26 protein-coding genes, 1 tRNA gene, 1 pseudogene and 2 riboswitches are annotated in these 23,480 nt (G+C 55.3%); of the genes and pseudogenes, 20 read left to right on the top strand and 8 right to left on the bottom strand.

The features are described from left to right. Window positions 1-4 precede the first annotated feature (4 nt). On the bottom strand, window positions 5-1,213 hold the full coding sequence (locus H1D41_RS14370; RefSeq protein ID WP_228849564.1) for a hypothetical protein: 1,209 nt from the start codon (window positions 1,211-1,213) through the stop codon (window positions 5-7). Between the two features lie 14 nt (window positions 1,214-1,227). After that, window positions 1,228-1,953 (bottom strand): uroporphyrinogen-III synthase, encoded by a 726-nt coding sequence (locus H1D41_RS14365; RefSeq protein WP_228849563.1) that lies wholly within the window; start codon window positions 1,951-1,953, stop codon window positions 1,228-1,230. A gap of 48 nt (window positions 1,954-2,001) precedes the next feature. Between H1D41_RS14365 and tsaD the strand changes: the two genes are divergently transcribed. From tsaD to H1D41_RS18515, 8 genes and pseudogenes are all read left to right on the top strand, one after another. Next, a complete protein-coding gene (gene tsaD, locus H1D41_RS14360) occupies window positions 2,002-3,099 on the top strand; it encodes a tRNA (adenosine(37)-N6)-threonylcarbamoyltransferase complex transferase subunit TsaD (protein ID WP_228849562.1) in 1,098 nt (365 codons plus the stop codon). Further along, window positions 3,096-4,058, top strand: a complete 963-nt coding sequence (locus H1D41_RS14355) for an NAD(P)H-dependent glycerol-3-phosphate dehydrogenase (RefSeq protein ID WP_228849561.1) — start codon at window positions 3,096-3,098, stop codon at window positions 4,056-4,058. Before tsaD ends, H1D41_RS14355 begins: the two co-directional genes overlap by 4 nt. A 3-nt stretch (window positions 4,059-4,061) precedes the next feature. Continuing rightward, window positions 4,062-4,334: a YciI family protein gene (locus H1D41_RS14350; protein ID WP_228849560.1), complete on the top strand. Its 273-nt coding sequence runs from the start codon at window positions 4,062-4,064 to the stop codon at window positions 4,332-4,334. Further along, a complete protein-coding gene (locus H1D41_RS14345; protein WP_228849559.1) occupies window positions 4,334-4,756 on the top strand; it encodes an EVE domain-containing protein in 423 nt (140 codons plus the stop codon). The genes H1D41_RS14350 and H1D41_RS14345 overlap by 1 nt, the downstream gene beginning before the upstream one ends. A gap of 21 nt (window positions 4,757-4,777) precedes the next feature. Next, window positions 4,778-5,161, top strand: a complete 384-nt coding sequence (locus H1D41_RS14340) for a DUF1761 domain-containing protein (RefSeq protein ID WP_228849558.1) — start codon at window positions 4,778-4,780, stop codon at window positions 5,159-5,161. A gap of 369 nt (window positions 5,162-5,530) precedes the next feature. Next, window positions 5,531-5,668: pseudogene (locus H1D41_RS18335) on the top strand (IS3 family transposase); the annotation flags it as partial. A 648-nt stretch (window positions 5,669-6,316) separates the two neighbouring features. After that, entirely contained in the window at window positions 6,317-6,901 is a 585-nt protein-coding gene (locus H1D41_RS14335; RefSeq protein WP_228849557.1) for a TNT domain-containing protein, read from the top strand. Then, window positions 6,898-7,062: a TNT domain-containing protein gene (locus tag H1D41_RS18515; protein WP_394355415.1), complete on the top strand. Its 165-nt coding sequence runs from the start codon at window positions 6,898-6,900 to the stop codon at window positions 7,060-7,062. The genes H1D41_RS14335 and H1D41_RS18515 overlap by 4 nt, the downstream gene beginning before the upstream one ends. 244 nt (window positions 7,063-7,306) lie before the next feature. Here H1D41_RS18515 and H1D41_RS14330 read toward each other — a convergent pair whose 3' ends face one another. After that, a complete protein-coding gene (locus tag H1D41_RS14330) occupies window positions 7,307-7,642 on the bottom strand; it encodes a hypothetical protein (protein ID WP_228849556.1) in 336 nt (111 codons plus the stop codon). A gap of 535 nt (window positions 7,643-8,177) precedes the next feature. Further along, a tRNA-Lys gene (locus tag H1D41_RS14325) sits at window positions 8,178-8,253 on the bottom strand. Window positions 8,254-8,361: 108 nt separating this feature from the next. On the opposite strand from H1D41_RS14325, the gene dapF reads away from it, so the two are divergent. From dapF to H1D41_RS14305, 4 genes are all read left to right on the top strand, one after another. Continuing rightward, window positions 8,362-9,198 carry a diaminopimelate epimerase gene (gene dapF, locus H1D41_RS14320; RefSeq protein WP_228849555.1) on the top strand — a complete coding sequence of 279 codons (837 nt, stop codon included), beginning with the start codon at window positions 8,362-8,364 and terminating at the stop codon, window positions 9,196-9,198. Then, the gene (mtaB, locus tag H1D41_RS14315) at window positions 9,198-10,469 is read left to right on the top strand and encodes a tRNA (N(6)-L-threonylcarbamoyladenosine(37)-C(2))-methylthiotransferase MtaB (protein WP_228849554.1); all 1,272 of its coding nucleotides are present in this window, start codon (window positions 9,198-9,200) and stop codon (window positions 10,467-10,469) included. Before dapF ends, mtaB begins: the two co-directional genes overlap by 1 nt. 29 nt (window positions 10,470-10,498) lie before the next feature. Beyond that, window positions 10,499-11,143: a glutathione S-transferase gene (locus tag H1D41_RS14310; RefSeq protein WP_228849553.1), complete on the top strand. Its 645-nt coding sequence runs from the start codon at window positions 10,499-10,501 to the stop codon at window positions 11,141-11,143. 64 nt (window positions 11,144-11,207) lie between these two features. Continuing rightward, on the top strand, window positions 11,208-12,368 hold the full coding sequence (locus H1D41_RS14305; protein ID WP_228849552.1) for a trans-sulfuration enzyme family protein: 1,161 nt from the start codon (window positions 11,208-11,210) through the stop codon (window positions 12,366-12,368). A 12-nt stretch (window positions 12,369-12,380) separates the two neighbouring features. On the opposite strand, the gene H1D41_RS14300 is transcribed toward H1D41_RS14305, so the two are convergent. Further along, window positions 12,381-12,815: a 6,7-dimethyl-8-ribityllumazine synthase gene (locus H1D41_RS14300; protein WP_228849551.1), complete on the bottom strand. Its 435-nt coding sequence runs from the start codon at window positions 12,813-12,815 to the stop codon at window positions 12,381-12,383. Between the two features lie 78 nt (window positions 12,816-12,893). Further along, window positions 12,894-13,107: riboswitch (FMN riboswitch) on the bottom strand. A gap of 66 nt (window positions 13,108-13,173) precedes the next feature. Between H1D41_RS14300 and H1D41_RS14295 the strand changes: the two genes are divergently transcribed. The 7 genes from H1D41_RS14295 (at window position 13,174) to H1D41_RS14265 (ending at window position 18,170) form a co-directional block, all read left to right on the top strand. Next, the gene (locus H1D41_RS14295) at window positions 13,174-13,797 is read left to right on the top strand and encodes an FMN-binding negative transcriptional regulator (protein ID WP_228849550.1); all 624 of its coding nucleotides are present in this window, start codon (window positions 13,174-13,176) and stop codon (window positions 13,795-13,797) included. Between the two features lie 51 nt (window positions 13,798-13,848). Next, window positions 13,849-14,133, top strand: coding sequence for a hypothetical protein (locus H1D41_RS14290; RefSeq protein WP_228849549.1), 285 nt, complete (start codon window positions 13,849-13,851; stop codon window positions 14,131-14,133). A gap of 12 nt (window positions 14,134-14,145) precedes the next feature. After that, on the top strand, window positions 14,146-14,748 hold the full coding sequence (locus H1D41_RS14285) for a glutathione S-transferase (protein WP_228849548.1): 603 nt from the start codon (window positions 14,146-14,148) through the stop codon (window positions 14,746-14,748). A 10-nt stretch (window positions 14,749-14,758) separates the two neighbouring features. Beyond that, window positions 14,759-15,289, top strand: a complete 531-nt coding sequence (locus H1D41_RS14280) for a DUF4166 domain-containing protein (protein ID WP_228849547.1) — start codon at window positions 14,759-14,761, stop codon at window positions 15,287-15,289. A 173-nt stretch (window positions 15,290-15,462) separates the two neighbouring features. Further along, window positions 15,463-16,035, top strand: a complete 573-nt coding sequence (petA, locus tag H1D41_RS14275; RefSeq protein WP_228849546.1) for a ubiquinol-cytochrome c reductase iron-sulfur subunit — start codon at window positions 15,463-15,465, stop codon at window positions 16,033-16,035. Further along, complete coding sequence (locus H1D41_RS14270; RefSeq protein ID WP_107496426.1) at window positions 16,035-17,357, top strand: cytochrome b; 1,323 nt, start codon at window positions 16,035-16,037, stop codon at window positions 17,355-17,357. Before petA ends, H1D41_RS14270 begins: the two co-directional genes overlap by 1 nt. 15 nt (window positions 17,358-17,372) lie before the next feature. After that, window positions 17,373-18,170 (top strand): cytochrome c1, encoded by a 798-nt coding sequence (locus H1D41_RS14265; RefSeq protein WP_228849545.1) that lies wholly within the window; start codon window positions 17,373-17,375, stop codon window positions 18,168-18,170. A 55-nt stretch (window positions 18,171-18,225) separates the two neighbouring features. On the opposite strand, the gene H1D41_RS14260 is transcribed toward H1D41_RS14265, so the two are convergent. The 3 genes from H1D41_RS14260 to thiB are packed head-to-tail and all read right to left on the bottom strand — an operon-like array spanning window position 18,226 to window position 21,432. Next, window positions 18,226-18,918: a thiamine ABC transporter ATP-binding protein gene (locus H1D41_RS14260; RefSeq protein ID WP_228849544.1), complete on the bottom strand. Its 693-nt coding sequence runs from the start codon at window positions 18,916-18,918 to the stop codon at window positions 18,226-18,228. Then, window positions 18,905-20,470 carry a thiamine/thiamine pyrophosphate ABC transporter permease ThiP gene (locus H1D41_RS14255; protein WP_228849543.1) on the bottom strand — a complete coding sequence of 522 codons (1,566 nt, stop codon included), beginning with the start codon at window positions 20,468-20,470 and terminating at the stop codon, window positions 18,905-18,907. Before H1D41_RS14255 ends, H1D41_RS14260 begins: the two co-directional genes overlap by 14 nt. Next, window positions 20,446-21,432, bottom strand: a complete 987-nt coding sequence (thiB, locus tag H1D41_RS14250; RefSeq protein ID WP_228849542.1) for a thiamine ABC transporter substrate binding subunit — start codon at window positions 21,430-21,432, stop codon at window positions 20,446-20,448. Before thiB ends, H1D41_RS14255 begins: the two co-directional genes overlap by 25 nt. 39 nt (window positions 21,433-21,471) lie before the next feature. After that, window positions 21,472-21,569, bottom strand: a riboswitch (TPP riboswitch). A 297-nt stretch (window positions 21,570-21,866) separates the two neighbouring features. Between thiB and H1D41_RS14245 the strand changes: the two genes are divergently transcribed. Beyond that, complete coding sequence (locus H1D41_RS14245) at window positions 21,867-23,147, top strand: tyrosine-type recombinase/integrase (protein ID WP_324250286.1); 1,281 nt, start codon at window positions 21,867-21,869, stop codon at window positions 23,145-23,147. Window positions 23,148-23,480: the final 333 nt, after the last annotated feature.

The raw sequence follows: 23,480 nt of genomic DNA, 5'->3' as shown, positions 1-23,480 counted from the left end.
ATCCTTATTCTGTCGCTGCGCCGTGGGCGCTGGCTTTCAGTTCGCTCAAAGCGGCAAGCGCCGTCATACGTTGTGTGGCCTCAGAGACCCAGGCAGCCATCAGATCCTGCCCGTCCTGTGGCAATGCGGCGATTTCCGCGATCGCATCTGCAATGCGGCCTTCCTGCAGGGCAAATTCGGCCCGGGACAGGATCGCATTGGCATCTTCGCCGTCCTGCGGTGTGAGGGAACGCAGGCCCAGACGATCACGCAGGAAACCACCGACGCGGGAAACAGAGCCATCTTCAACATTGGCGGCAAGGCTGGCGGCAATCGCATCCCGCGCCGGGGCAATAAACCCGTCTTCCAGGGTTTCCTGTGTCGGAACACCCGCGGCATTTTCAAACAGACCAGCGGGGGCAGTCCCCATCAGATCAGCCAGGGCTGAACTATAGTCAGACCCGTTGTTCAATGCTGCTTCAATCGCGCTGAGGGCGGCAATGTGTTTTGCTTCTTCAACACTTAGCTGCGCGGCGGCTGATTGCGCCTGAGCATTGGCCAGCATCGCATCAATTTCCGCACGCTGGCTTTCCAGCTGTTCGCGCAGCGCCACAACATCGCGTTCATAGGCAGCTACAGCGTCTTCAGATGCAGCATCGCCGGACACCGGGCGTTTTTCCAGGGTCTCAATGCGTTCATCCAGGCTGGCAAGCGTCGCGGTGATACCGTCCAGATCACTGCGCAACTGATCGGTCACTTCGGTGACCCAGGCTTCGACCGGCGCGATGGCCGCGTCAGGATCGGGGTTGTTCAGACTATCCAGGCGTTCTGTCAGCGATGCGATTTCAGACTGTTGCGCGCTGATCTGCGCCTGCGTTTCGCTGTTGTCCGCACCAATGGGCCAGCCATCCGGCACCACCAAAGACGTTCCAAAGCCAACCGCAGCGGCCACAACACCGCCCAAGATCAGAGGAAAGCTGGATTTTTTCTCAGCAGGTGTGGGCGTCGGGACTGGTTCAGGGGCGGATTCTTCCTCAGCCTCAGCCTCAGGTTCCTGGTTTAGCTCGTCAGCGTCAGAATCTTCATGGGCCTCATCCGTATCTTCAACGGAATCCTCCGCAGGCTCATCTTCAGAAATTTCATCATCTGTCAGAACATCTTCTTCCGCAGCTTCCGGCGCATCAGAGGCTTTCACATCCTCCTCAGATGTTTTCTTTTCTTCCTGTTCAGACATTTCCGGATCTTTCGTCACCTGCTATCCCCCGTTTGCGTTACTCTTTTACCAATTACGTGCACTAAATCAGCAACCATCTTCTTCATATTGTCACCATCGGGCCGCGCTGCAATGACTATCTTTGTCGCGGAACATTCTGTGCAGGCCTCTGCCACCGCCGCGCTGATCGCCACCACAAGCACCTCCGCCTGATGTGCCGGATACGCCTTCCAGAATAGGCGGGCGCTGCGGGGTGAGAACAGGGGAACAATAAGCGGTACTTCCCCACGCAGGCATTCAGAGACAACCGGGTCAGGTGGCAACGCGGCCTGGTGATAGCTTATGATTTGCGTGACACCGGGCAGGTTTTGCAAGCGCGGACTGGCTTGATGTTCGCCCGTCAGGTGCAGCAGGGGCTGTGGGTTCTCCCGCCGCTTCAGTAGGTTATAAAGATCGTTTGCATCGCCATCTGCAGAAATGGCATCCAATCCCATATCTGTTGCAACCCGGGCGGTGCGATTGCCCACACACCAGACCCGCCGGCCGGGCCGTTGGTACGTCGCTGGCATGGTACGCAACGCATTCTCAGAGGTCACAACCAATTCGCTGTCGCACGCTGGGAAATCACCTTGTACCGGGATGATTTCCATGACTGGTGCGATCACAATCTGCGCGCTTTCCGGGTCAATCTGCATCGCGAAACGTTCCGACTGCGCTTTGGGGCGCGTCAGAAGAACGATAGGGCGGGATTGTCTGTGCATGTTTCAGGTGTTACCTGCTGAGGGACGAACACGCAACAAATGATGATCATGCCAGATACTCTGACCTTCCTTGGCCTTGAAAGCAGCTGTGATGACACCGGGGCCGCAGTGGTGCGCCACACAGACGGTGAAATCCCGCAGGTGCTGTCAAATGTCGTTGAAGGCCAGACCGCCCTGCATGCGTCTTTTGGTGGTGTTGTCCCCGAAATCGCCGCCCGTGCCCATGCGGAACGTATGGATGATTGCGTGGAACGTGCCCTGGATCAGGCGGGCGTGACGCTGGCTGATATTGATGGCATTGCTGTCACCGCCGGGCCGGGGCTGATTGGCGGAGTTCTGTCCGGCGTCATGTGTGCCAAAGGGATAAGCGCAGGCAGTGGTAAGCCCCTGATCGGTGTAAACCACCTCGCGGGGCATGCTTTGTCGCCGGGTCTTTCCGAAGAACTGCACTTCCCCATGCTGATGCTGCTGGTGTCCGGCGGACATTGCCAGTTTCTGATTGTGCGCGGGGTTGAAGAATTTCATCGCCTTGGTGGCACAATTGATGATGCACCAGGCGAAGCTTTCGACAAAATCGCCCGCCTCACCGGCCTGCCGCAACCCGGCGGCCCTGCGGTGGAACAGGCTGCGCTGGAAGGGGATGCGAAACGCTTCCCCCTGCCTCGCCCACTTCTGGATCGGCCGGGGTGTGATATGTCTTTTTCTGGCCTGAAAACCGCTGTCCTGCGGGCGCGTGACACTGTGATCACAAATGAAAACACCCTGGCACGCCAGGATGTGAATGATCTGGCGGCTGGTTTTCAGAAGTCGGTGTGTGAAGTTCTGAAGGAGAAAACCAGACGTGCAGTTGCGGTTTATCTTGAAGAAACCCCTGATGTGCCGACCCTTGCCGTTGCGGGTGGTGTTGCCGCAAATAAGGCTATTCGCATAGCGTTAGAGACTGTTTGTGCCGAAAGCGACCTGCGTTTCACTGCCCCGGCCATGCAATATTGCACTGATAACGCAGCGATGATCGCCTGGGCAGGTCTGTTGCGCTATCGTCTGGGTGCAAAGGATGATCTCACTCTATCCGCCCGTCCGCGCTGGCCGCTTGATAAAATACAGGCGGGCATGTTGGGATCCGGCAAGAAAGGCGCAAAAGCATGAGCATTTCAGTGATCGGCGCCGGTGCCTTTGGCACAGCCCTTGCACAAAGCCACGCCACTGATGGGCAAGATGTAAAGATCTGGGCGCGCAACCCTGTGACCGTGGATGCGATCAATCAACACCATGAAAACACAACGCGTCTGGCCGGGGTCAAACTGTCTGAAAGTCTGCGCGCAACCTCTGATCTGGCAGAAGCCACGGAGGCAGATCACATCCTTCTGTGCCTGCCCATGCAAAAGCTAAGCGCATTCTTAACTGAAAATAAGACCCTGTTTCGGGGGAAAATGCTGATTGGTTGCTGTAAAGGGGTGGAACTTACCTCGCTTTCCGGCACCTCTGATGTCATCCGAAATGCCGCGCCAGATGCCACACCTGCCATCCTGACCGGTCCCGGCTTTGCCCGGGATATCGCGCGTGGCCTGCCGACGGCAATGACGCTGGCTTGTGATCACAAAGATGCGGACGGCCTGCAACAGTCGCTTTCCACCTCTGTCTTGCGCCTATATCTGTCTGACGATATGGCGGGCGCTGAACTTGGCGGCGCATTGAAAAATGTTGTCGCGATTGCCTGTGGTGCGGTCATGGGGGCTGGGCTGGGTGAAAGCGCACGCGCAGCGATTATAACGCGCGGATTTTCTGAAATGCAACGCCTGGCTGCGCATCTGGGCGCAAAACCTGAAACTCTGACTGGTCTGTCCGGTTTTGGGGATCTGACCCTGACCTGCACCTCTGATCAATCACGCAATTACAAATACGGCTTTGATGTTGGCACAGGAAAGATCCCCGATCCAAAGATCACGACCGAAGGTGTCGCCACCGCCCAGGCCGTCGCAAACCTGGCCGAGAAATCAGATGTCGACATGCCCCTGACCCGCATGATCGCCGCCCTCACCCGCAATGAAATCACTCTCAGTCAGGCGGTAGAAGGCCTGCTGAGCAGACCCCTCAGAAAGGAATAACCAATGCTGATCGCTCTTGTAGGCCGTGACAAACCCGGTGCCCTGAACATCCGTCTTGAAAACCGCGAAGCCCATGTGAACCACATCAAATCCAGCGGTATCGTCGCCCAGGCCGGCCCGTTTCTGGATGAAAACGGTGATATGTGCGGATCGCTTGTGATCCTGGACGTCGAAGATATGGCGCAGGCGCAGGATTGGGCCGACAATGACCCCTATGCAAAAGCCGGTTTGTTTGAAACAGTAACCCTGACGCAGTGGAACAAGGTAATCGGCTGATGGCATACTGGCTGTTCAAATCTGAACCCGACACCTGGGGCTGGCAGGACCAGGTTTCAAAAGGTGACGCGGGCGAAGAATGGGACGGCGTGCGCAATTACCAGGCCCGCAATCATATGCGGGCCATGAAGGCCGGGGATCGCGGCTTTTTCTATCATTCGCAGAAAGAAAAAGCTGTCGTGGGTGTGGTTGAAGTGATCGAAGAGTCCCGGCAAGACAGCACCACCGATGATCCGCGCTGGGATTGCGTGGTGATCAAGGCGATTAAACCTGTGAAGACCCCGGTGACGCTTGAAAGGGTCAAGAACGATCCGCGCCTTTCTGAAATGGTTCTGGTGAAAAGCAGTCGCCTGTCGGTGCAGCCTGTGCGTGATGATGAATGGGCCGTGATTTGCGAAATGGCGGGAATTACGCCAGACTGACCCCATATAAGGGAGGTCACGATGGAATTTCTGAATGTTTTGATCGCAGCCATTGCCGGTTTTGCGTTTGGTGCTGTCTGGTACATGAGCCTTGTAAAACCCTGGAAAGCCGCGACCGGCATGACAGATGAAGCCATGCAAGGTGCCGGCGCCAAACCCTATATCATCTCCTTCATCGCATTGCTGTTTGTTGCTGGCATGATGCGCCACATGTTTTCGCTGGCTGGAATTGACAGTGCTGGGAAAGGGTTGGTCGCCGGACTGGGCCTTGGCCTGTTTATCGCCGCCCCCTGGATTGCCACAAACTACGCATACAGCATGCGCCCCCGTATTCTCACCCTGATAGACTGCGGATATGCGGCGGGTGGATGTACCGTGATTGGTTTCGTTCTGACCATGATTTGACGGGTGTTCCGCGAATCGTGGATCAAAACGTATCTCGCACCTGTGCAAGGCGCGATTTTGTATGCTTCTCTTTTTAAAATGTAAGATGACACGTAGTTTGGCATCTGGATTTTCAGAATACCTTTAAATTATAGTAAGTTGTCCTTACGTCGTCGACACAAGATTGGCGCTTTTCGACAGAAAATACGTCGCTTGATCGATCAAACAGCGCAGATTTCAGAACGCGTAAAACCACCCGCTAACGCATGGCAGACTGGGCAAAAAGAGTGGTTTCGCGGAGGAGTTAGCGTTTCTCGCGGGCACTCAGGCTTTGCTTGATGACGTCAATCTCACTTTGAAGATGTGAACCGTTGTAAACGATTGACGTTTCTGGGAGTTGGCATGTCGACGCTGAATGAATGGATCACCGGGCACCGAGACACTGACATGGTTTCCAAAGAGGATTTGAGCCTGGCTCAACGACTGATCTGGTCGGATCGGGCGCTGGATGATTTAGAAGAGATCGTCAACTAAATCGAGAAAGATTCCCCACTTTACGCCCGCAATGTTGCCCGCAAGATGTTCGCGCGGGCCGACGCTTTGATTGACCAACCCGGACAGGGGCGGCGTGTTCCTGAATATGATGGTGACAAGGATGTGCGGGAGGTTGGACGCGGAAGGCTGGGACTTCGCAGAAGAGTTTTACGAGCAAATGCGTCGTACTGGTGGTGGTGACGAGATTGCTCAAAATACCGGGCTTAGCAGAGGAGCGGTGGACCGTGCCTATCGTCATCTGTTCTTAGATCGACACCAATTGGATGGCGGGCTACGGCGTTTCGAAGCTATTTTGATGAACAGATATGGCCAGCCCTACCGTTGTGCGCATGCGACAGCTAACACTTGTGGCTTTCAATCACCAATAGATTGATAGGGTTCCAAATGATTGTGGACATAGAAAAAATTGCCGAAGACAATGAGAATGTCTGTTATAAAAGTGTTTGTGGTGATCAGCCGACGAACCTTTTTCTCGTGACGAAAGCTGATCTTAGTGTATCGCCCGTTGTTGTGGGCGATAGCCAAACAATGGCTGGGGTTTTGGCAAAGTTGAGGCGTAGCGTAAATTTAGACAACTTTCCAATAGCGCTCACTTTGGCAACAGGTTAGCTTGTTGAAAATATGATGAAATCCATACGTCATATTGTCGGCCAGATCATTGCGGCGCTGGTTATTGCTTTCGGCGCATTGGCAATGCTGATGGGACCAACAGCGTCACAACCAATTGTTTTTGCCACATACCAAGAAGCTGTCCCAGCTGAACACACCAATGTTTACTTTGCTGCAAGAGCACCGCCAATGGCGGTGGGAAATATTGCATTTGCAGGTGCTGCTGTTGCCGAACATGGTGATGGTTTCGTCAGGCGTGGGCAAGAAACCAATGTGGCCAGCTTGGGCTTTGACGCGGATCATAATGCTACAAATACGGGAGTGAGACCACCAGCGGTCAATCCAACATCAACGCAAATCGCCGTTGCTGAAAGGCTTGGCGTTGATCCAAGATGGGTCAAGGCTGATGGCAGTCCTGATTGGCCGCCGAATTATGGCTTTGATGACCCGCCAACCATCAGAGAATTACAGCCTGGTCAGACATTTGACAGATACGGCGGACGTATCGATGTGAACGGTAATTTCTCCGACAGGGGTTCGTTCGTCGCACCAGATAATGTGCCGTTTGACCAACGTTCTTCCCCGATTCCAGCCTGAATTCGCCATACAGGCAATATGAAGTTATTTACTCCATACCGCAGGTAAATTCGGGACCCGCAGCACCATGGTTTGGCCGCCCTGGCGGAGGAACTCAGCACCAGCTTCCAATGAGTATTGATGAATTGCTTGATCAAGGCTTTATTCGGCAAGTTAACTGACGAGGTTGTAATACGTTTATGGACTTACACAAAGCTAAAGACTGTTTCTTAGCGTATGCTAAGAAACAGGGCGTTCCCTGTACTGACTTCCCTTTGGGGACAGAAGTCGATGAGTTCGGTGGTCCGTATCTTGAGTTGGGCGATGCTGGAAGTATTGCCATCGTTGCGCGAGATCGCGGGCAAGAATGTATGAGAAAGGAAACATCTTCGCCTGAAGAACTGGCGCGATGGGTGTTCGAAATCTTTAACAGGCCGTGACTTCTTCCTCTGCTTCCTCATAGAGCAGCCTTTGCAGCGCTTCGGTGACGATTTTGCCCATAGTTTGTTTGGTTTTTGCTGCATATATTTTGGCGTCCCATAGGGTATCTGGATCGATGTTACGGATGGATGTTTTGTTCACGGTGCGGCTCCTTTTTGTTTTAGCTGCGTGTGTATTTAGGGCTTTGGTGTCGGCCGTGTGGGACGTTTGTGTCTTGTCGGTTGTGGCGTACAACGGCTTGGTCGCAACCGACAACATTAACATCACTTTGGAGAATGGTCGCGCCCTGTCATTCATTGGCTGTACAAATACTTCATTCATTCTTGAACTGGCACGGGGTCTGGCCAGATGATCCCGTTTCTCGCCGAGACCAGGATCTGGCTTGCAGCCGGGGCGATCCTGAGCCGAAGTTAATATGTGATTGCAAACAGCGACCGCGCTTTAATGTGGTGGCGGGCGGTGTGTGGGGGAGTCGAGGGTAATAAGCCTTCACAGGGCCTGTGGCCTCAGTTCTCGTCGGGTTCTGCATGCGTCAGGTTCATCACAGGGGGATAGATAAGTGATATTGTACTTGTTTGATCTTAAAACTCGCATCGCCCGCAAATGGTGTAAGATCTCGAAGTTTTTAAACAAGTGTTCCCAGCATTTCCGGTGCCGGTGTGGAGCAAGGCGAACGACACACAAGAACCTCATGGAAAAACTGTTCGTCAGTTGCCGTAAGTTTGGCCACTTGGTTCGTGAAGTTTGCGCTTATCCCACTCGCGGAGACTGCTCGCGTAATCGCAGTGCTAACGCAAAAAAGGAAAGAACCTTGTCGAAAAGGAACGTTCAAGTGTCATTCATCAAAAAGAGTATGTGGTGAGCCCTGCAGGGTTCGAACCTGCGACCTACTGATTAAAAGTCAGCCGCTCTACCAACTGAGCTAAGGGCCCTCACTTGTCGGGTCGTTTAAGGTTGCTGACGGGTGGGGTCAAGCGGGAATCTTGAAAAAAGCGGCTCTGGCATGATTTTTTCTTTCGGATTATACGGAGCACATGGATATGCCGCAGAAAAATACCGCAGGATTGCCGTTTCGTAAGATGCACGGGCTGGGAAATGACTTTGTTGTCATTGATACCCGGCATGCACCCGACGTGATGAGCACAAAAACCGCCAAAGCGATCGCAAATCGCTATTTTGGTGTGGGATTCGATCAGCTGGTGATTCTGCGCGAATCCACCCGCGCGGATCTGGATGTGGAATTCTGGAATTCCGATGGTTCACGCGCCGATGCCTGTGGCAACGCCAGCCGCTGTATCACCCGGCTGATTCTGGAAGAAACCGGCGGCGACAGCGCGACCTTCTTCACTGGGCACGAAGTCCTGACGGGCAAGCGCATTGGCGATGACCTGTTCAGCGTCAACATGGGCCAGCCGCAACTGACTTGGAATCAGATCCCGCTGGCGCATGATGTGGATGACCTGAACGCTCTGCCGATTGAAGGCACGCCGGGCGCCTGCGGTATGGGCAACCCGCATATGGTGTTTGTGGTGGATGATATGGATGCGGTTGATCTGCGTGCTGTCGGTCCTGATCTGGAACATCATGCGCTATATCCCGAACGCACCAACGTTGAATTCATCCAGATCCGTGCGCGTGATGATATCCGCATGCGAGTCTGGGAACGTGGCGGGGAAATCACGCTGGCCTGTGGCTCTGGCGCATGCGCAGCTGCGGTTGTCGCCCATCGTAAGGGGCTGGCCGACAAAAAGGTAAAGATGCAGCTGGATGGTGGCTGGCTTGAAATTGACTGGCGCGACGACGGCGTCTGGATGACCGGCCCGGCGGCGCATGTTTTTGATGGCACGCTCAGTGCTGAATTTCTGGATGCGATCTGATGTCTGCGCCTGATTTGAAATTTACAACACTTGGCTGTCGCCTGAACGCCTATGAAACTGAGGCCATGAAAGCCATGTCGGAAGAGGCGGGCATTGGCGGCGCAGTGGTGGTCAACACCTGTGCTGTAACCGCCGAAGCCGTGCGCAAAGCCCGCCAGGAAATCCGTCGTCTGCGCCGCGAAAACCCGGACGCAAAAGTGATCGTCACCGGCTGCGCCGCGCAAACAGAACCAGAAACATTTGCCAATATGGACGAAGTTGACTTGGTTCTGGGCAACACGGAAAAGATGCAGCCTGAGACATGGCAGAAGCTTTCCAGCCCTGATTTCATCGGCAAAAGCGAAAAGGTTCTGGTGGATGACATTATGTCCGTCACAGAAACCGCAGGGCATCTGATTGACGGATTTGGCACACGGTCCCGCGCCTATGTGCAGGTGCAGAACGGCTGTGATCACCGTTGTACGTTTTGCATCATTCCCTACGGTCGCGGAAACTCGCGGTCTGTGCCTGCGGGCGTGGTTGTGGATCAGATCAAACGGCTGGTCGATCAGGGCTATAATGAGGTCGTGCTGACAGGGGTTGACTTGACGTCCTGGGGCGCGGATCTGCCCGCAACCCCGCGTCTGGGTGATCTGGTGATGCGCATCCTCAAGCTTGTGCCAGATCTGGCGCGTCTGCGGATTTCATCGATTGATTCCATCGAAGCGGATGAAAACCTGATGCAGGCTATCGCGACAGAACCCCGCCTGATGCCGCATTTGCATTTGTCTCTGCAGCATGGCGATGACATGATCCTCAAACGCATGGCGCGGCGTCATCTGCGTGATGATGCGATTGCCTTCTGTGAAGAGGCAAAGAAGCTACGCCCGGAAATGACTTTCGGGGCTGATATTATCGCGGGTTTCCCCACAGAAACCGACGCGCATTTTGAAAATTCGCTGAAGCTGGTGACAGATTGCGATCTGACCTGGCTGCATGTCTTCCCTTATTCGAAGCGGGAAGGCACGCCAGCAGCGAAGATCCCGAACCAGGTGAATGGCAACGTGATCAAAGCCCGCGCCGCACGCCTGCGGGATGCTGGCGATTTGCAGGTCAAAAATCACCTCGCGGCGCAGATCGGGCATACCCACAAAGTCCTGCTGGAAAATCCCCGCATGGGCCGCACCGAACAATTCACCGAGGTCAGCTTTGATAGTGATCAGCCTGTCGGTCAGATTGTTGAAACCCGCATCATCGGGCAAAACGCAACGCAATTGCTTTCATCTTGCTGAAAATACTCCCGCCGGAGGCTTAAAACCTGATGTCCCGCCCTATCCTTTATACCTTCCGCCGCTGCCCTTACGCCATGCGTGCGCGCCTTGCGATCCATGTGGCAGGCATTGAATGTGAGCTGCGGGAAATCTTTTTGCGCGACAAAGCGCCCGAGTTTCTGGCTGCATCCCCCAAGGGGACAGTGCCTGTGGTGATTGATGGGGATCAGGTGATTGAGGAAAGCCTGGATGTGATGCAGTGGGCGCTGGCGCAGAATGACCCTGAAGGCTGGCTGCAAATGCCGGAAGGTGGCCATGCCCTGATTGCGGAAAGCGACGGGCCGTTTAAAACTGCGCTGGATCGCTACAAATACGGCAGCCGTCATCCTGAAGCTGACACGGATGATGAACGTGAAAAAGGCGCGGCTTTTCTGCAAAACCTCAACACCATGTTGCAGGGCCAGGCGCATCTTTACAGCGACCGATCCTGTCTTGCGGATATGGCGATTGTCACCTTCGTGCGCCAGTTTGCCCATGTGGATCAGGATTGGTTCTATGCCCAATCCTGGCCAGATCTGATCCGCTGGCTGGATGCGTTCAAAGCTTCTGACCGCTTCGCTGCGATCATGGGAAAATACCCGATGTGGCGGCAAGGTGATGAAATAACGCTCTTTTGCCCAAAAACACCGGGCTGACGTCGTTTTATCACTGGTTTCCGGCAGGCCTTGCAGATTAGCCTGCCGGCAAGGAGACCAGATTATGACAGACAACAGCAACCGCAAACCCGCACTTTCCACCCGCGTCGCCCAGGCATTGCGCTTTATGGAAGAAGGCACCGGCGCTGTTGTGCCCGCCATCCAGCCCACGGCCACTTATGCGCGTGACGAAAATTACGAGGTGCGTAAACCTTATTGGTATCGCCGCGATGGCAGTCAGACCACCGGCCACGCCGAAGCGATCATTGCGGAACTGGAAGGCGCGGCAGAATCGCTTTTGTTTTCATCCGGCATGTCTGCCTGCACAGCCGTGATCGATCATCTGCCCACCGGCGCCCATGTGGTTGCGCCAGAGGTGATGTATCACGGTGTGCTGCAACAGCTTCAGATGTATGAGAAAAACAAGCGTATAACGGTGTCCTGGTATACGGCCGGCAATCTGGATGAACTGGCAGCAGCGATGAAGCCGGGCGAGACACAGCTTGTCTGGATCGAAACCCCGAACAACCCGAACTGGGAAGTGACCGACATTGCCGCAGCGGCTGAAATCGCCCATGCGCATGGCGCAAAGCTGATGGCAGATTGCACGGGTACCCCGCCCTGCATGACCCGCGCGCTGGATATGGGGGCGGATATTTCGTTCCATTCTGCCACGAAATATCTGAACGGCCATTCTGATGTGACAGCGGGTGTGTTGTCTGTGCGTGAGACCGGGCAATATTGGGAAGATATCTTCTGGGTGCGCAAACTTCAGGGCACTGTTTTGCAGTCCTTTGATGCCTGGCTTTTGATCCGGGGCATGCGGACGCTGTTCCTGCGGGTGGAAAAAGCCAGCGCCAATGCCATGGCAATTGCGAAGCATTTTCAGGGACATAAACATGTTGAGGCCGTGCTGTATCCCGGCCTGCCAACAGATCCCGGCCATGAAATTGCCAAGCGCCAGACCGGCGGGCAGTTTGGTGCGATGCTGTCGATCATCGTGAAGGGGACGGAACAGACCGGCATTGATGTTACGCGTTTCTGCGAGCTGTTTTATCCGGCGACCTCACTGGGTGGGGTGGAAAGCCTGATTGAGCACCGCAAAACTGTGTCTGGGGAAGGCTTCCCGGTGCATGAACGGTTGCTGCGGATCTCTGTTGGGATCGAGGATGCGGATGATCTGATTTATGATCTGGAACAGGCGCTTACACGGGCAAACGCCTGATACCAAACGGGTTCATCCCGTAATTTTCGCCCGGGTTTCGCCGATCATCAGCGCGGCCTGGGCGGCTTCGCGACCTTTCTGAACGAAATGTTCGCGGTAGATGCCGATGTGATGGTCGGTTTCCTGGAAGTGATGCGGGGTCAGGGATACGGACAGCACAGGCACGCCTGTATCCAGACCTGCGCGCATCAAACCATCAACCACGGCCTGGGCGACGAAATCATGACGATAGATCCCGCCGTCCACCACAAGGGCCGCGCAGGCGACGGCATCGTATTTCTTTGATTCCGCAAGGTTTTTTGCCAGCAGGGGCATTTCAAAAGCGCCGGGCGCATCAAAGACATCAACCTGATCTTCCGGGATCAGTTCGCAAAACCCTTTCAGGGCCTGATCCACGATATCGGCGTGCCAGTTTGCTTTGATAAAGGCGTAACGGGTGTGTGTCATTGTTCAGCTCCTAAGTTTCAGACACGTCACCCAGGGCATTCACGACACAGGACATCGCATCATGCGAAAGCCCTTTTGCCGCGTTCTCTTTCATCCGGACTATGACCGTCGGTTCCGGAGTTACACCGGATCTGCTGACACCAGAAACCGGATGCAGAAGCGATACACAATCTATGCACAAACCATGCACATCTTATGCATACACACTGTATACAGTTTCAGGCCGCTCGCGGACTTACGGGTAACCCCGCTTACCGCCGGTGGGGAATTTCACCCCGCCCTGAGAACAGGGGGAATATGGCGTGGGGTTGCAAGGGACGCAATGGCCTCCTACGACTTTGCATGAAAGGAATCCGTCATGCATCCGAATCCAGCGTTTCGCCAGACCCCGGGAGACCAGAGGCTGAAGCTTGCCCGCGACCGGGGCTTTGGTGTGCTTTCCGTGAATGGGGCAGATGGCCCCCTGATATCCCATGTGCCGTTTATCGTGAATGAAGGTGCGGAGTTTGCGGATATGCATCTGGTGCGATCAAACCCGATTGTGCGCCAGCTGAAAGATCCCGTGCCCGCGGTGATCGCTGTGTCCGGCCCGGATGCTTATATTTCGCCCGATTGGTACGGCACCGAGGATCAGGTGCCGACCTGGAATTATGTTGCGGTGCATCTGCGTGGTGAATTGTCTTTGCGTCCGCAGGAAGATCTGCGCGCACATCTGGATGAACTGGCCGCATATTTTGAAGCCCGCCTGTTGCCGAAGCCTCCCTGGAGCAATGATAAAATGACGCCGGATGCGCTGGGCCGCATGATGCGGATGATTGTGCCGGTGCGTTTTCGGATTGATGCGGTGGATGGCACCTGGAAGCTGGGTCAGAACAAGGGCGAAACCGCACGCAATGGCGCGGCGGACGGGCTGGAGGGTGCTGGTTTTGGCCAGGATCCACAGGCAATTGCCCGCCTGATGCGCGAGGCGGGTGACGCCTGACTCGACAGGGACCGGGGCGCGCGGGCATGATTGCAAGCAGGAGGATCTGATATGCCTGTACCTGCTTTGCCCGTGATCACCGGTTTTGCCCTGCGCTATGGCACGGTTGCGCTTGCGACCTATGCGTTCACCCGGGCAGTCCGCATTGGACGGCGGGATCAGTCGGAAGAAGATGCCCATGATAAAGTGGAAGAAGGCATTTCCCTGCGGCATGAACCCGGGCAGATCAATGCGACCGGACGTTTTCGCCGCATTATCAGGCTTGGCAAATCAGGCCCGGGGATAGAGATTGATGCCAGCGGGTTTGGCCGCGTGAAATTCCGAAAAACCGACTGACAGGATCTGATCATGAAACTCTATCACTCTCCGACTTCTCCTTATGTGCGTAAAGTGATGGTGGTTCTTCATGAAACCGGGCAGCTGGGGGATGTGGAACTTGTGACAACTTCTGGCACGCCGCTTGATCCGGCGGAGGGGTTTGCTGCGGTGAACCCTCTCAGCAAAGTTCCGGCCCTGGTGACTGAGGACGGGCAGGCGATTTATGACAGCCGTATTCTCTGCCGTTACCTAGATGCACGTGCAAATGCCAGACTGTATGGCAGTGATGACACCTGGCGCATCCAGACGCTTGAGGCGACCGGTGAAGGTGTGATCGATGCAGCCCTGTTGATGGCCTATGAATGGCGTCTGCGTCCGGAAGAAATCCGTTTTGAGGCCTGGGTCGAAGGGCAGTGGGTGAAGATCGCCCAGGCGCTTGATGTGATTGAGCGCGACTATATGGATCTGATGAATGCGCCTCTGAACGCCGGGCAAATCGCGGTTGCCTGCGCGCTGGGTTATCTGGACCTGCGCAACGCCGACCGCAACTGGCGCGCCGGACGGCCGGACTTGGCGGCGTGGTTTGAAGCGTTTTCCGCACGGCCATCCATGCTGGCGACTGTGCCAGGCTGAGGTGAATAAAGTGCTTTATCGCGCAATCATGGGCGCTGATTTTGACCGGTTGCCTGAACAGGTGCAGAAATTGCATGGCAGTGCTGAACAACGTCGCTGGTCCGGGCGGGTTGAGGCGCGGGCGGGGCGGAATGCTTTTGCACGGTTCGCGGCCAGGATTTCAGGCTTTCCCACGAAAGATTTTGACGGGCCTGTGTCTGTGATGTTCACGCCGGATGAAAAGGGTGAGCTGTGGGAACGCGATTTTGGTGGGTATAAGTTCCATACATATCAGGCCCCGGGGCAGGGACGGAATGACGGGCTGCTGGTTGAGCAATTCGGGGCGATCCATGTGGCCCTCGCTGTCGTTGTGCGGGACGGGCGGCTTTATCTGATTCCCCGGCGCTGGGCGTTTCTGGGGGTTCCCCTGCCGAAATTCCTGCTGCCAGGTGGCGACAGTTTTGAATATGAGGCCGACGGGCGCTTTCACTTTGATGTTGCTGTGCATCTGCCCCTGATCGGGCAGATCGTGGGGTATTGCGGCTGGCTGATACCCGACTGAAACAGGCAACAAATATGCCGCAAATACCGCGACAAATGCGCATAAATTGCTTTCTGCATCTAATGTCTGCTGGACGTAGCGCAAATGGCGGGCTAAACACCGCCGAAGGCCACGTTTACGCGTGGTTTGTCGTCGTTATGGCACTCAACGGTACCTGAAAGGGAGAAACACTCGTGTCCCACACAGATGATCACGAAGGCACCCGTCGGGATTTTCTCTATTACGCGACTGGTGGCACCGCCGCAGTTGCAGCTGGCGCAGTTGCTCTGCCGCTGGTCAATCAGATGAATCCAAGCGCGGACGTGCTGGCTCTGGCCTCTATCCGAGTAGATATTTCCGGGGTCGCACCCGGCACACAGCTGACTGTAAAATGGCAGGGCAAACCGGTTTTCATCCGTCACCGGACGGATGAGGAAATCGCAGAAGCCCGCGCTGTTGAGATGGGTGAACTCATCGATGCAGAAGCCCGCAATGAAAACCGCAGCATCGGTGCAGATGCAGCCGATCAGAACCGTTCGCTGGATGAAGAAGGCAAATGGTTGGTCATGATGGGTGTCTGTACCCACCTTGGTTGTGTTCCGCTGGGGGATGGCGCTGGTGAATTCCACGGCTGGTTCTGCCCATGCCACGGTTCCCACTATGATACCTCTGGCCGTATCCGCAAAGGCCCGGCACCAGAGAACCTGCCGGTTCCGGTTGCAAGCTTTGTTGACGAAAATACTGTTCAGCTTGGGGAGGAAGCATAATGTCCGGTCTTCCACACGACGCATATGAGCCAAAGACAGGCATCGAAAAATGGGTTGATTCCCGTCTGCCGATTGTTGGTCTGCTCTATGTTACTCTGACAGCACCTACACCGAAAAACCTGAACTGGATGTGGATCTGGGGCATTGTCCTGACCTTCTGTCTGGCTCTGCAGATCGTCACAGGTATTATCCTTGTGATGCATTACACACCGCATGTTGATCTGGCCTTTGCGTCTATCGAACACATCATGCGTGACGTAAACGGCGGGCACATGATCCGCTATGCCCACATGAACGGCGCGTCGCTGTTCTTCGTGGCTGTTTACGCCCACATCTTCCGTGGTCTCTACTACGGGTCTTACAAAGCACCACGTGAAATCACATGGGTGATCGGCATGCTGATCTACCTTCTGATGATGGGCACAGCCTTTATGGGTTATGTTCTGCCATGGGGTCAGATGTCTTTCCACGGGACTGCGGTTATCACCGGCCTGTTCGGCGCTGTTCCGGGCGTTGGTGAAGCGCTGCAAACCTGGCTTCTGGGTGCTGGTGCTGTTGGTCAGCCTGCTCTGAACCGCTTCTTCTCTCTGCACTATCTGCTGCCGTTTGTGATTGCAGGCCTTGTGATTGTTCACATCTGGGCTTTCCACCACACAGGCAACAACAACCCAACCGGTGTTGAAGTGCGTAAGAAGAATCTGGAAGAAGTGAAAAAAGACACACTGCCGTTCTGGCCTTACTTTGTGATCAAAGATCTCTTCGCTCTGGCTGTTATCCTGACAGTGTTCTGGGCTGTGGTTGGCTTTATGCCAAACTATCTGGGTCACCCGGATAACTACATTCCTGCGAATGCTCTGGCGACACCTGCACACATCGTTCCTGAATGGTACTTCCTGCCGTTCTACGCGATCCTGCGTGCCTTCACTGCAGAAGTATGGGCCGTACAACTGGTTGAAATTCTGACCGGTGGTATCGTTGATGCGAAATTCTTCGGTGTTCTGGCGATGTTCGGTGCGATCGTTGCGATGGCTCTGGCCCCTTGGCTTGATACATCCTCCGTACGTTCCGGTCGTTACCGTCCGATGTTCCGCATGTGGTTCGCCGTTCTGGTTGTCGACTTCTTCGTTCTGATGTGGGTTGGCGCGCGTCCGACTGACTTCCCATATGACTGGATCTCACTGATCGCAGCGACTTACTGGTTCGCTTACTTCTTCGTGATCCTGCCGCTTCTGGGTGTGATCGAGAAGCCGGAAGCACAACCCGAAACCATCGAAGCCGATTTCAACGCCCACTACCCGGGCGCTGACAAATCCGCCAACTAAGAAAGGATCAGGATTATGATGAAGAAACTTCTGATCTCTGCAGCACTGACACTGGGTCTCACATCCGGCGCAATGGCTGCTGGCGGTGGCGAACAGGCGATCACAGACTATGAATTCTCTTTCGAGGGCCCCTTCGGGACCTTCGATCGTGATCAGCTTCAGCGTGGCCTTCAGGTTTACACCGAAGTCTGTTCTGCCTGTCATGGTCTGCAGTATCTGTATTTCCGCAACCTGGCTGATGAAGGTGGTCCGGCTTATACCGGGGATCAGGCTCGTGCCTATGCAGAGACCATTCAGATCTATGATCCGGAAATCGACGATTACCGTGCGGCGACACCAGCGGACAAGTTCCCTGAGAACACCGGCGCCGGCGCACCTGACCTGACCCTGATGGCGAAGGCACGTGCTGGTTTCCACGGTCCTGCTGGCCTGGGTATCAACCAGATCGTTTACGGTATGGGCGGTGCGGAATATATCGCGTCTCTGCTGACCCACTACAATGGTCACGATGAGGAATCGAATGGCAACTTCCTGTATGGGAACGACACATTCGCAGGCGGTCTGATTTCTATGGCGCCCCCTCTGTCTGACGACATCGTTGAATATGCAGATGGCACACCGGCCACTGTGGAACAGATGGCGAAAGACGTCTCTGCCTTCCTGATGTGGACCGCTGAGCCTAAGATGATGGCGCGGAAACAAGTCGGCTTTGTCGGCGTTGCGTTCCTCGTGTTGCTTTCTGTGCTGCTGTACCTGACCAACAAGCGTCTCTGGGCGCCGGTTAAAGGTAAAAAGCTGCGCGGCGACGCATAAGCATCGCTAAGCAATCAAAAGAAAACCCCGCCGGATCTGGCGGGGTTTTTTCGTTTTAGCCCATCCAGTTGCGCATGGCTTCGGGGGGATCATTGAACAGATGGTTCGTTTCTATGGGCGGATGCGCGATCTGATCGGCAACCAGTATGATCTGATCAGCAATGCGTTTTGCATCTTCGGGATCATGGCTGACCATCAACAGGGTCGCTTTGGTTTCAGCGACCAGCTCTGCCACAAGATCCAGCATTTCAGCCCGCATCGCCGGGCCAAGGGCGGCAAAGGGTTCATCCAGCAGAATCACCGGGTTCCCCTGCACAAGCAGACGGGCCAGCGCCACGCGCGCGATCTGCCCACCGGACAGGGCTGCGGGTTTACGCGTGGCCATCTCTGCCAGTCCGACACGCACCAGCGCGTCTGACACACGCTGATGGTCCGCCTGTGTCAGGCGCAGCGCCGGGGAAATGCCCAGACCCACATTCTGCGCTGCAGTCAGATGGGGGAACAGGTTGTTGTCCTGAAAAATCATACTGATCGGACGTTTCGCCGGGGGCTGGGTGGTCAGATCGTCACTGTTCCAACGAATGCGGCCCCTGGCCGGTGTCAGAAAACCGGCAAGCGCAGACAGCAGGGTTGATTTCCCCCCGCCAGAGGCCCCGATCACGGCGGTTTTTGTGTCGGGTGCAATTGTGAAATCTGCGTGCAGGGAAAAGCTGCCCTGGGTGATCTGCACATTTTCAAGTGTCAGCATTCTTCTGACCTCCCCGGTCAAAAATCATAAACAGCGCAAGGCTGAGAATCAGCAATAGCAGCGCGGCACCGGCCGCCTGTTCCATGCGGTAAGCCCCCATCAGACGATAGATCATCAGGGGCAGTGTACCTGCATCAGGATCGGCAAACAGGGCGACCACGCCAAGGTCACCCATGGACAGCGCGGCGGTCAGACCCAGGGCAAAGCCCAGAGGGCGGCGGATACGGGGCAGGGTGAGCAGGCGAAAGCGGGCAAACCCTGCCATGCCCAGCTGATCGGCAAGCGGGGCATAGCTTGCCTCGACCTCGCGCATGGCGGGCAGAAGCCCGCGCAATGCAAAAGGAATCGCCATGGCTGCATTCACGATAATGGTGACGGGCAGGGCGAGATCGCGGGGGCTGAAATAAGGGTTCAGCAGGATGAACAGCCCGGTCCCGATGACCAGCGGTGAGGCAGACACAGACAGATAGGCAATCGCTTCGGGCCAGGCGCGTTTTTCTTTCGCGGCGATCTGTGCCAGCGGCAGAACCAGGGAAAGCATCACGATGGAAGATGCGATCGCCATCAGGACCGACCGCAGTGCTGCCCACCAGACCACATCGGGCATATTCAGAATGCCCGTCAGCCCGGATTTGATCACCATGGCCAGCGGCAGGATCACAAAAAACGCTGCGAATCCCAGGCAAAGCCCGTCCTGAATGCGCAGGCCAACCGCCCCGGCGTCACTGCGTTGCACAGCGCGATCAAACCCGGCGGCTGCATCCTGATGACGGGTGAAATACCAGGCGCTCCACGCGGCCAGGGTGCAAAGCAGGAATTGAATGGACGACAGCAGGGCGGCTTTCCCGGGGGCAAAGTCACTGCGCAGGGCCTGGTAGATTGCCAGTTCAATTGTCGTTGCCTTTGGACCGCCTCCCAGGGTCAGGGCGACGGCGAAACTTGTGGTGCAGATCAGAAAAATCACCGCGAAAATACCAGGAATGACTTCGCGCAGCATGGGCCATTCAATCTGGCGGAACATATCACGCGGGGCAAATCCCAGGCTTTGCGCAAGGCGGAAACGTTCCGCAGGAATCGCAAGCCAGCTTTGCAGTATCAGGCGGGTGGCAAGTGGCAGGTTGAAAAACACATGGGCCAGCAAAACGCCGGAAAACCCATATACAGAGACTGTTTCAAAGCCGAAAGCGTTCAGCATCTGGTTAAAGATACCCGCCCGGCCAAACACCGCCAGCAGGCCCAGGACCGCGACGATCACCGGCAGGATGAAGGGCGCGCCAAGCAGAGTAATCAGGATCTGACGTCCGGGGAATTGCCGCCGGGCCAGGGCGCGGGCCACCGGAATAGCGAGGGCGACGGACAAGAGTGCCGAGAAGAAAGCCTGGATCAGGGTAAAACGCAGGGCGGCGATGTCCGCGCGCCCGAGACCCCGGGTAAATTCCGCCTGCCAGGCGACAGCGGCGAGTGTTCCGAGGGTCAGAAACAGCAAGAGGGCAGCCGCAGCCGCCCCCCAAAGCCCAAGCGGGCTGATTATTGAGACAGCGCGTCGAGCCACTCTGTCAGCGCGGCTTCGCGCACGCTACCTGCGTCTTCTGCCGGGATCAGCAGGGATTTTTCAGGGACGGTCAGGGTTTCGAAACCTTCCGGCAGGCCGGCGGTCGGGGTTGCGGCCGGGTACATCCAGTTGGTGGTTGGCAGGATGGTTTGCGCCGCGTCTGAAATCATGAATTCCAGGAACTGTTGCGCCAGTTCGGGCTGATCTGCGGATTTGGTCACGGCTGCGACTTCGATCTGCATATAGTGACCTTCGTCAAAGGCGACTGCGGATTTGGACGCATCGTCTTCCGCGATCAGATGGTAGGCCGGGGATGTTGTGTAAGACAGGGCCATGTCAGCTTCGCCTTCAAGGAACATGCCGTAGGATTCGGACCAGCCTTTGGTTACGGTCACGATGTTGTCGGACAGGTCCGCCCAGATTGCGGGTGCTTCGTCGCCATATGCGGCTTTGACCCACATCATCAGGCCAAGGCCGGGGGTGGAAGAGCGCGGATCCTGGATCACGATTTTCAGATCTGACGCGGCCAGATCACGGAAATTCGCAGGAACAGAGTCGGTTTTGGTGTTGTCATAGATAAAGGCGAAATAGCCCCAGTCATATGGCACGTAGGTCGCGTTGTCCCATTCTATCGGCAGAGTCAGCGTAGGGTTTTCCAGCGTATGCGGCACAAAGAACTGATCGGCCAGGGCCTGATCCGCCAGGTTTGTGTCGATGCCCAGTACAACGTCTGCTTCAGAATGATCGCCTTCCAGGTTCAGGCGCGCGATCAGGGCGGCACCATCCCCAACGGCTGAAAATTGCAGGTCGCAGTTGCAGATGTCTTCGAAGGCGGCCTCAATCGCGGGGCCGGGGCCCCAGTCAGACGTGAAGCTGTCATAGGTGTAGACGTTCAGAACGGGTGTCTCTGCGCTTGCTGCTGTAGCTGCACAAAGTCCCGCGGCGAGTGTAAGATATTTCATATCTCATCCTTTTCATTGCCGACGGGCGGATGTCTGGATGAGCGTTGTCTCAACCTTCCCTCCGCCGGTCTTAACCGGTTCAGGTTCTACGGGTCCGCTTGCGCATCTCAGCCATATTGGCCCCCCGAGGTAAGAGGATGTTTAGCCACTGCAGGGACGATGTGCAAGAAGTTGTGGGGAACTGGACTTATGCAGGGATAAAGCTGGATCGCAAAGTGCGTGCGAAAAGTGCCAGTTGGCATAATCGCGATCTACATTTTTTTGGTAAATTGGTGCCCAAAAGATGCACCGAAGTATGTATTCCCTAGTATTTCACCTCAATCCATACTGTTTGAGGATCCCCTTCAAAATAAGGATTATTGGTACAATTATTGTTTCTCCTTGTGTCATGCTGCTTCGCTGTATAGCAATGCTTCGTGGGGAATATATGGGGAATGTATATGGGCAAGTTGCCACCGAACATTTTAAAGAATGCCACCGAACAAAAGTATTCCGATGGTGGGGGGCTTTATCTTTACTCAAAAGGGTTGGGGGACGATGGCCGTGCCAGAGGGTCGTGGGTTTACCGTTATACATATCTAAAAAAGCGTTGGGATTTGGGGTTGGGGTCTGTGGAGGCGGTTAGCTTGAAAGATGCGCGTGCAGCACGTGACCGCTGGGCTGCATGGATGAAAGCGACAGGCGGCAAGCCTCATGATGAAATTGAGCGCCTGGAACGTGAGCAACAAAGCAAACTCAATACCAAAACACTCGCAGATATCGCGCCGGAAGCGTTTGAATCTATAAAAGCTACGCTAAAGGATGGCGGGCAGGCCGGGCGCTGGGAAAGCCCTGTGAAGCTTTATATCTTACCAGCGCTGGGCCATATGGATGTTGAGGCAATCTCACAGGCGGATATTCACAAGGCTTTATCCCCGATCTGGCACAGCAAGCACCCAACAGCAAAGAAAGCCCTGAACCGCCTTTCAACGATTATGAAGTACGCAGCGGCAAGCGGGCTGTCTGTCGATCTGAATGCCATCCCGAATGCAAAGGTGCGCTTGGGGGCTGTAACTCACAAACCTGTGCCGCACCCGGCGCTGCCAGTGGCAGAGGCCGCGAGACTGTATCAGTCTCTGGACCCTGAGAACACCGTGCAGCGCGCCCTGATGCTCTACCTCTTACTTGGTGGGGGTGTGCGCCTGAAACCCGTGCGTATGGCCCATATAAGCGAATTTGAAGGTGATGTGTGGACTGTGCCCGGTGAAAAGATGAAGGGCAAGGAAGGTAAAACGGATGATTTCAGGGTGCCGCTTACGGATGAAATGAAAGCCCTTGTATCGCGATCTGTGGACGATTGTCGGGGCGGTTATTTGTTTTCATCTAAACGTGATGGTGAGCCAGCCAGTGGAAAGCGCGTTCCGGTTATCAGTGACCAGGCCCTAGAGAACATCATGCGTGAATGTGAAAAACGCTGGAAGTGGTCGGAACCTTATCGACCCCATGGCGTGCGTGCCTGTTTCCGGTCGTGGGTTTCTGAGGTCTATCCTAATTCTTACGCGGTGGCTGAAACGGCCCTGGCGCATTCCATCGGTAGCATTGTTGAGCGCAGCTATAGCCGAAGTGATTTTCTGGATCAGAGATTGGAACTGTTGCGCGCATGGGGGCGAATCATTCAGGGTGAGGACGAATCGTCGGATGTAATTCACTTGTCACCGTTTCGGCGAAACGGCTGAGATTTTGTCGTTTCAGCGGCATGGATTGCAAGAAAAATGAATTTTTTTTTGGACCACAAAATGGATACATTGGAATGGGGAAAATCGTGAACATTGGCGCGCATTGTGGCATTCTCTCTCCGGGAAAAATAACCTAATGATTTCAATATCCACCTGTGCCGCGTATGTGCATGAGATACGAATATGTTATGTATTTATTACATGCAAACAACGGGTTGGGATGTGTTAACAAATATTTAGATGCGGTCCACATTTGGGCCGCAAAATCACCGAGCGCCAATAAACAAAACGGCCCGTGCCCTTGCGAGAGCGGGCGGTTTGTTTATGCTGTGG

Source organism: Halocynthiibacter styelae (genome assembly GCF_016123485.1).
Taxonomy (GTDB): Bacteria; Pseudomonadota; Alphaproteobacteria; order Rhodobacterales; family Rhodobacteraceae; genus Halocynthiibacter; species Halocynthiibacter styelae.
This window is presented reverse-complemented; position numbering and strand designations above follow the sequence as displayed.

What these genes read in the sequence shown, in the direction of transcription:
- H1D41_RS14370 (WP_228849564.1), bottom strand. Translation starts at nt 1,213, where the DNA reads ATGTCTGAACAGGAAGAAAAGAAAACATCTGAGGAGGATGTGAAAGCC.
- H1D41_RS14365 (WP_228849563.1), bottom strand. Translation starts at nt 1,953, where the DNA reads ATGCACAGACAATCCCGCCCTATCGTTCTTCTGACGCGCCCCAAAGCG.
- tsaD (WP_228849562.1), top strand. Translation starts at nt 2,002, where the DNA reads ATGCCAGATACTCTGACCTTCCTTGGCCTTGAAAGCAGCTGTGATGAC.
- H1D41_RS14355 (WP_228849561.1), top strand. Translation starts at nt 3,096, where the DNA reads ATGAGCATTTCAGTGATCGGCGCCGGTGCCTTTGGCACAGCCCTTGCA.
- H1D41_RS14350 (WP_228849560.1), top strand. Translation starts at nt 4,062, where the DNA reads ATGCTGATCGCTCTTGTAGGCCGTGACAAACCCGGTGCCCTGAACATC.
- H1D41_RS14345 (WP_228849559.1), top strand. Translation starts at nt 4,334, where the DNA reads ATGGCATACTGGCTGTTCAAATCTGAACCCGACACCTGGGGCTGGCAG.
- H1D41_RS14340 (WP_228849558.1), top strand. Translation starts at nt 4,778, where the DNA reads ATGGAATTTCTGAATGTTTTGATCGCAGCCATTGCCGGTTTTGCGTTT.
- H1D41_RS14335 (WP_228849557.1), top strand. Translation starts at nt 6,317, where the DNA reads ATGATGAAATCCATACGTCATATTGTCGGCCAGATCATTGCGGCGCTG.
- H1D41_RS14330 (WP_228849556.1), bottom strand. Translation starts at nt 7,642, where the DNA reads ATGAATGAAGTATTTGTACAGCCAATGAATGACAGGGCGCGACCATTC.
- dapF (WP_228849555.1), top strand. Translation starts at nt 8,362, where the DNA reads ATGCCGCAGAAAAATACCGCAGGATTGCCGTTTCGTAAGATGCACGGG.
- mtaB (WP_228849554.1), top strand. Translation starts at nt 9,198, where the DNA reads ATGTCTGCGCCTGATTTGAAATTTACAACACTTGGCTGTCGCCTGAAC.
- H1D41_RS14310 (WP_228849553.1), top strand. Translation starts at nt 10,499, where the DNA reads ATGTCCCGCCCTATCCTTTATACCTTCCGCCGCTGCCCTTACGCCATG.
- H1D41_RS14305 (WP_228849552.1), top strand. Translation starts at nt 11,208, where the DNA reads ATGACAGACAACAGCAACCGCAAACCCGCACTTTCCACCCGCGTCGCC.
- H1D41_RS14300 (WP_228849551.1), bottom strand. Translation starts at nt 12,815, where the DNA reads ATGACACACACCCGTTACGCCTTTATCAAAGCAAACTGGCACGCCGAT.
- H1D41_RS14295 (WP_228849550.1), top strand. Translation starts at nt 13,174, where the DNA reads ATGCATCCGAATCCAGCGTTTCGCCAGACCCCGGGAGACCAGAGGCTG.
- H1D41_RS14290 (WP_228849549.1), top strand. Translation starts at nt 13,849, where the DNA reads ATGCCTGTACCTGCTTTGCCCGTGATCACCGGTTTTGCCCTGCGCTAT.
- H1D41_RS14285 (WP_228849548.1), top strand. Translation starts at nt 14,146, where the DNA reads ATGAAACTCTATCACTCTCCGACTTCTCCTTATGTGCGTAAAGTGATG.
- H1D41_RS14270 (WP_107496426.1), top strand. Translation starts at nt 16,035, where the DNA reads ATGTCCGGTCTTCCACACGACGCATATGAGCCAAAGACAGGCATCGAA.
- H1D41_RS14265 (WP_228849545.1), top strand. Translation starts at nt 17,373, where the DNA reads ATGATGAAGAAACTTCTGATCTCTGCAGCACTGACACTGGGTCTCACA.
- H1D41_RS14260 (WP_228849544.1), bottom strand. Translation starts at nt 18,918, where the DNA reads ATGCTGACACTTGAAAATGTGCAGATCACCCAGGGCAGCTTTTCCCTG.
- thiB (WP_228849542.1), bottom strand. Translation starts at nt 21,432, where the DNA reads ATGAAATATCTTACACTCGCCGCGGGACTTTGTGCAGCTACAGCAGCA.
- H1D41_RS14245 (WP_324250286.1), top strand. Translation starts at nt 21,867, where the DNA reads ATGTATATGGGCAAGTTGCCACCGAACATTTTAAAGAATGCCACCGAA.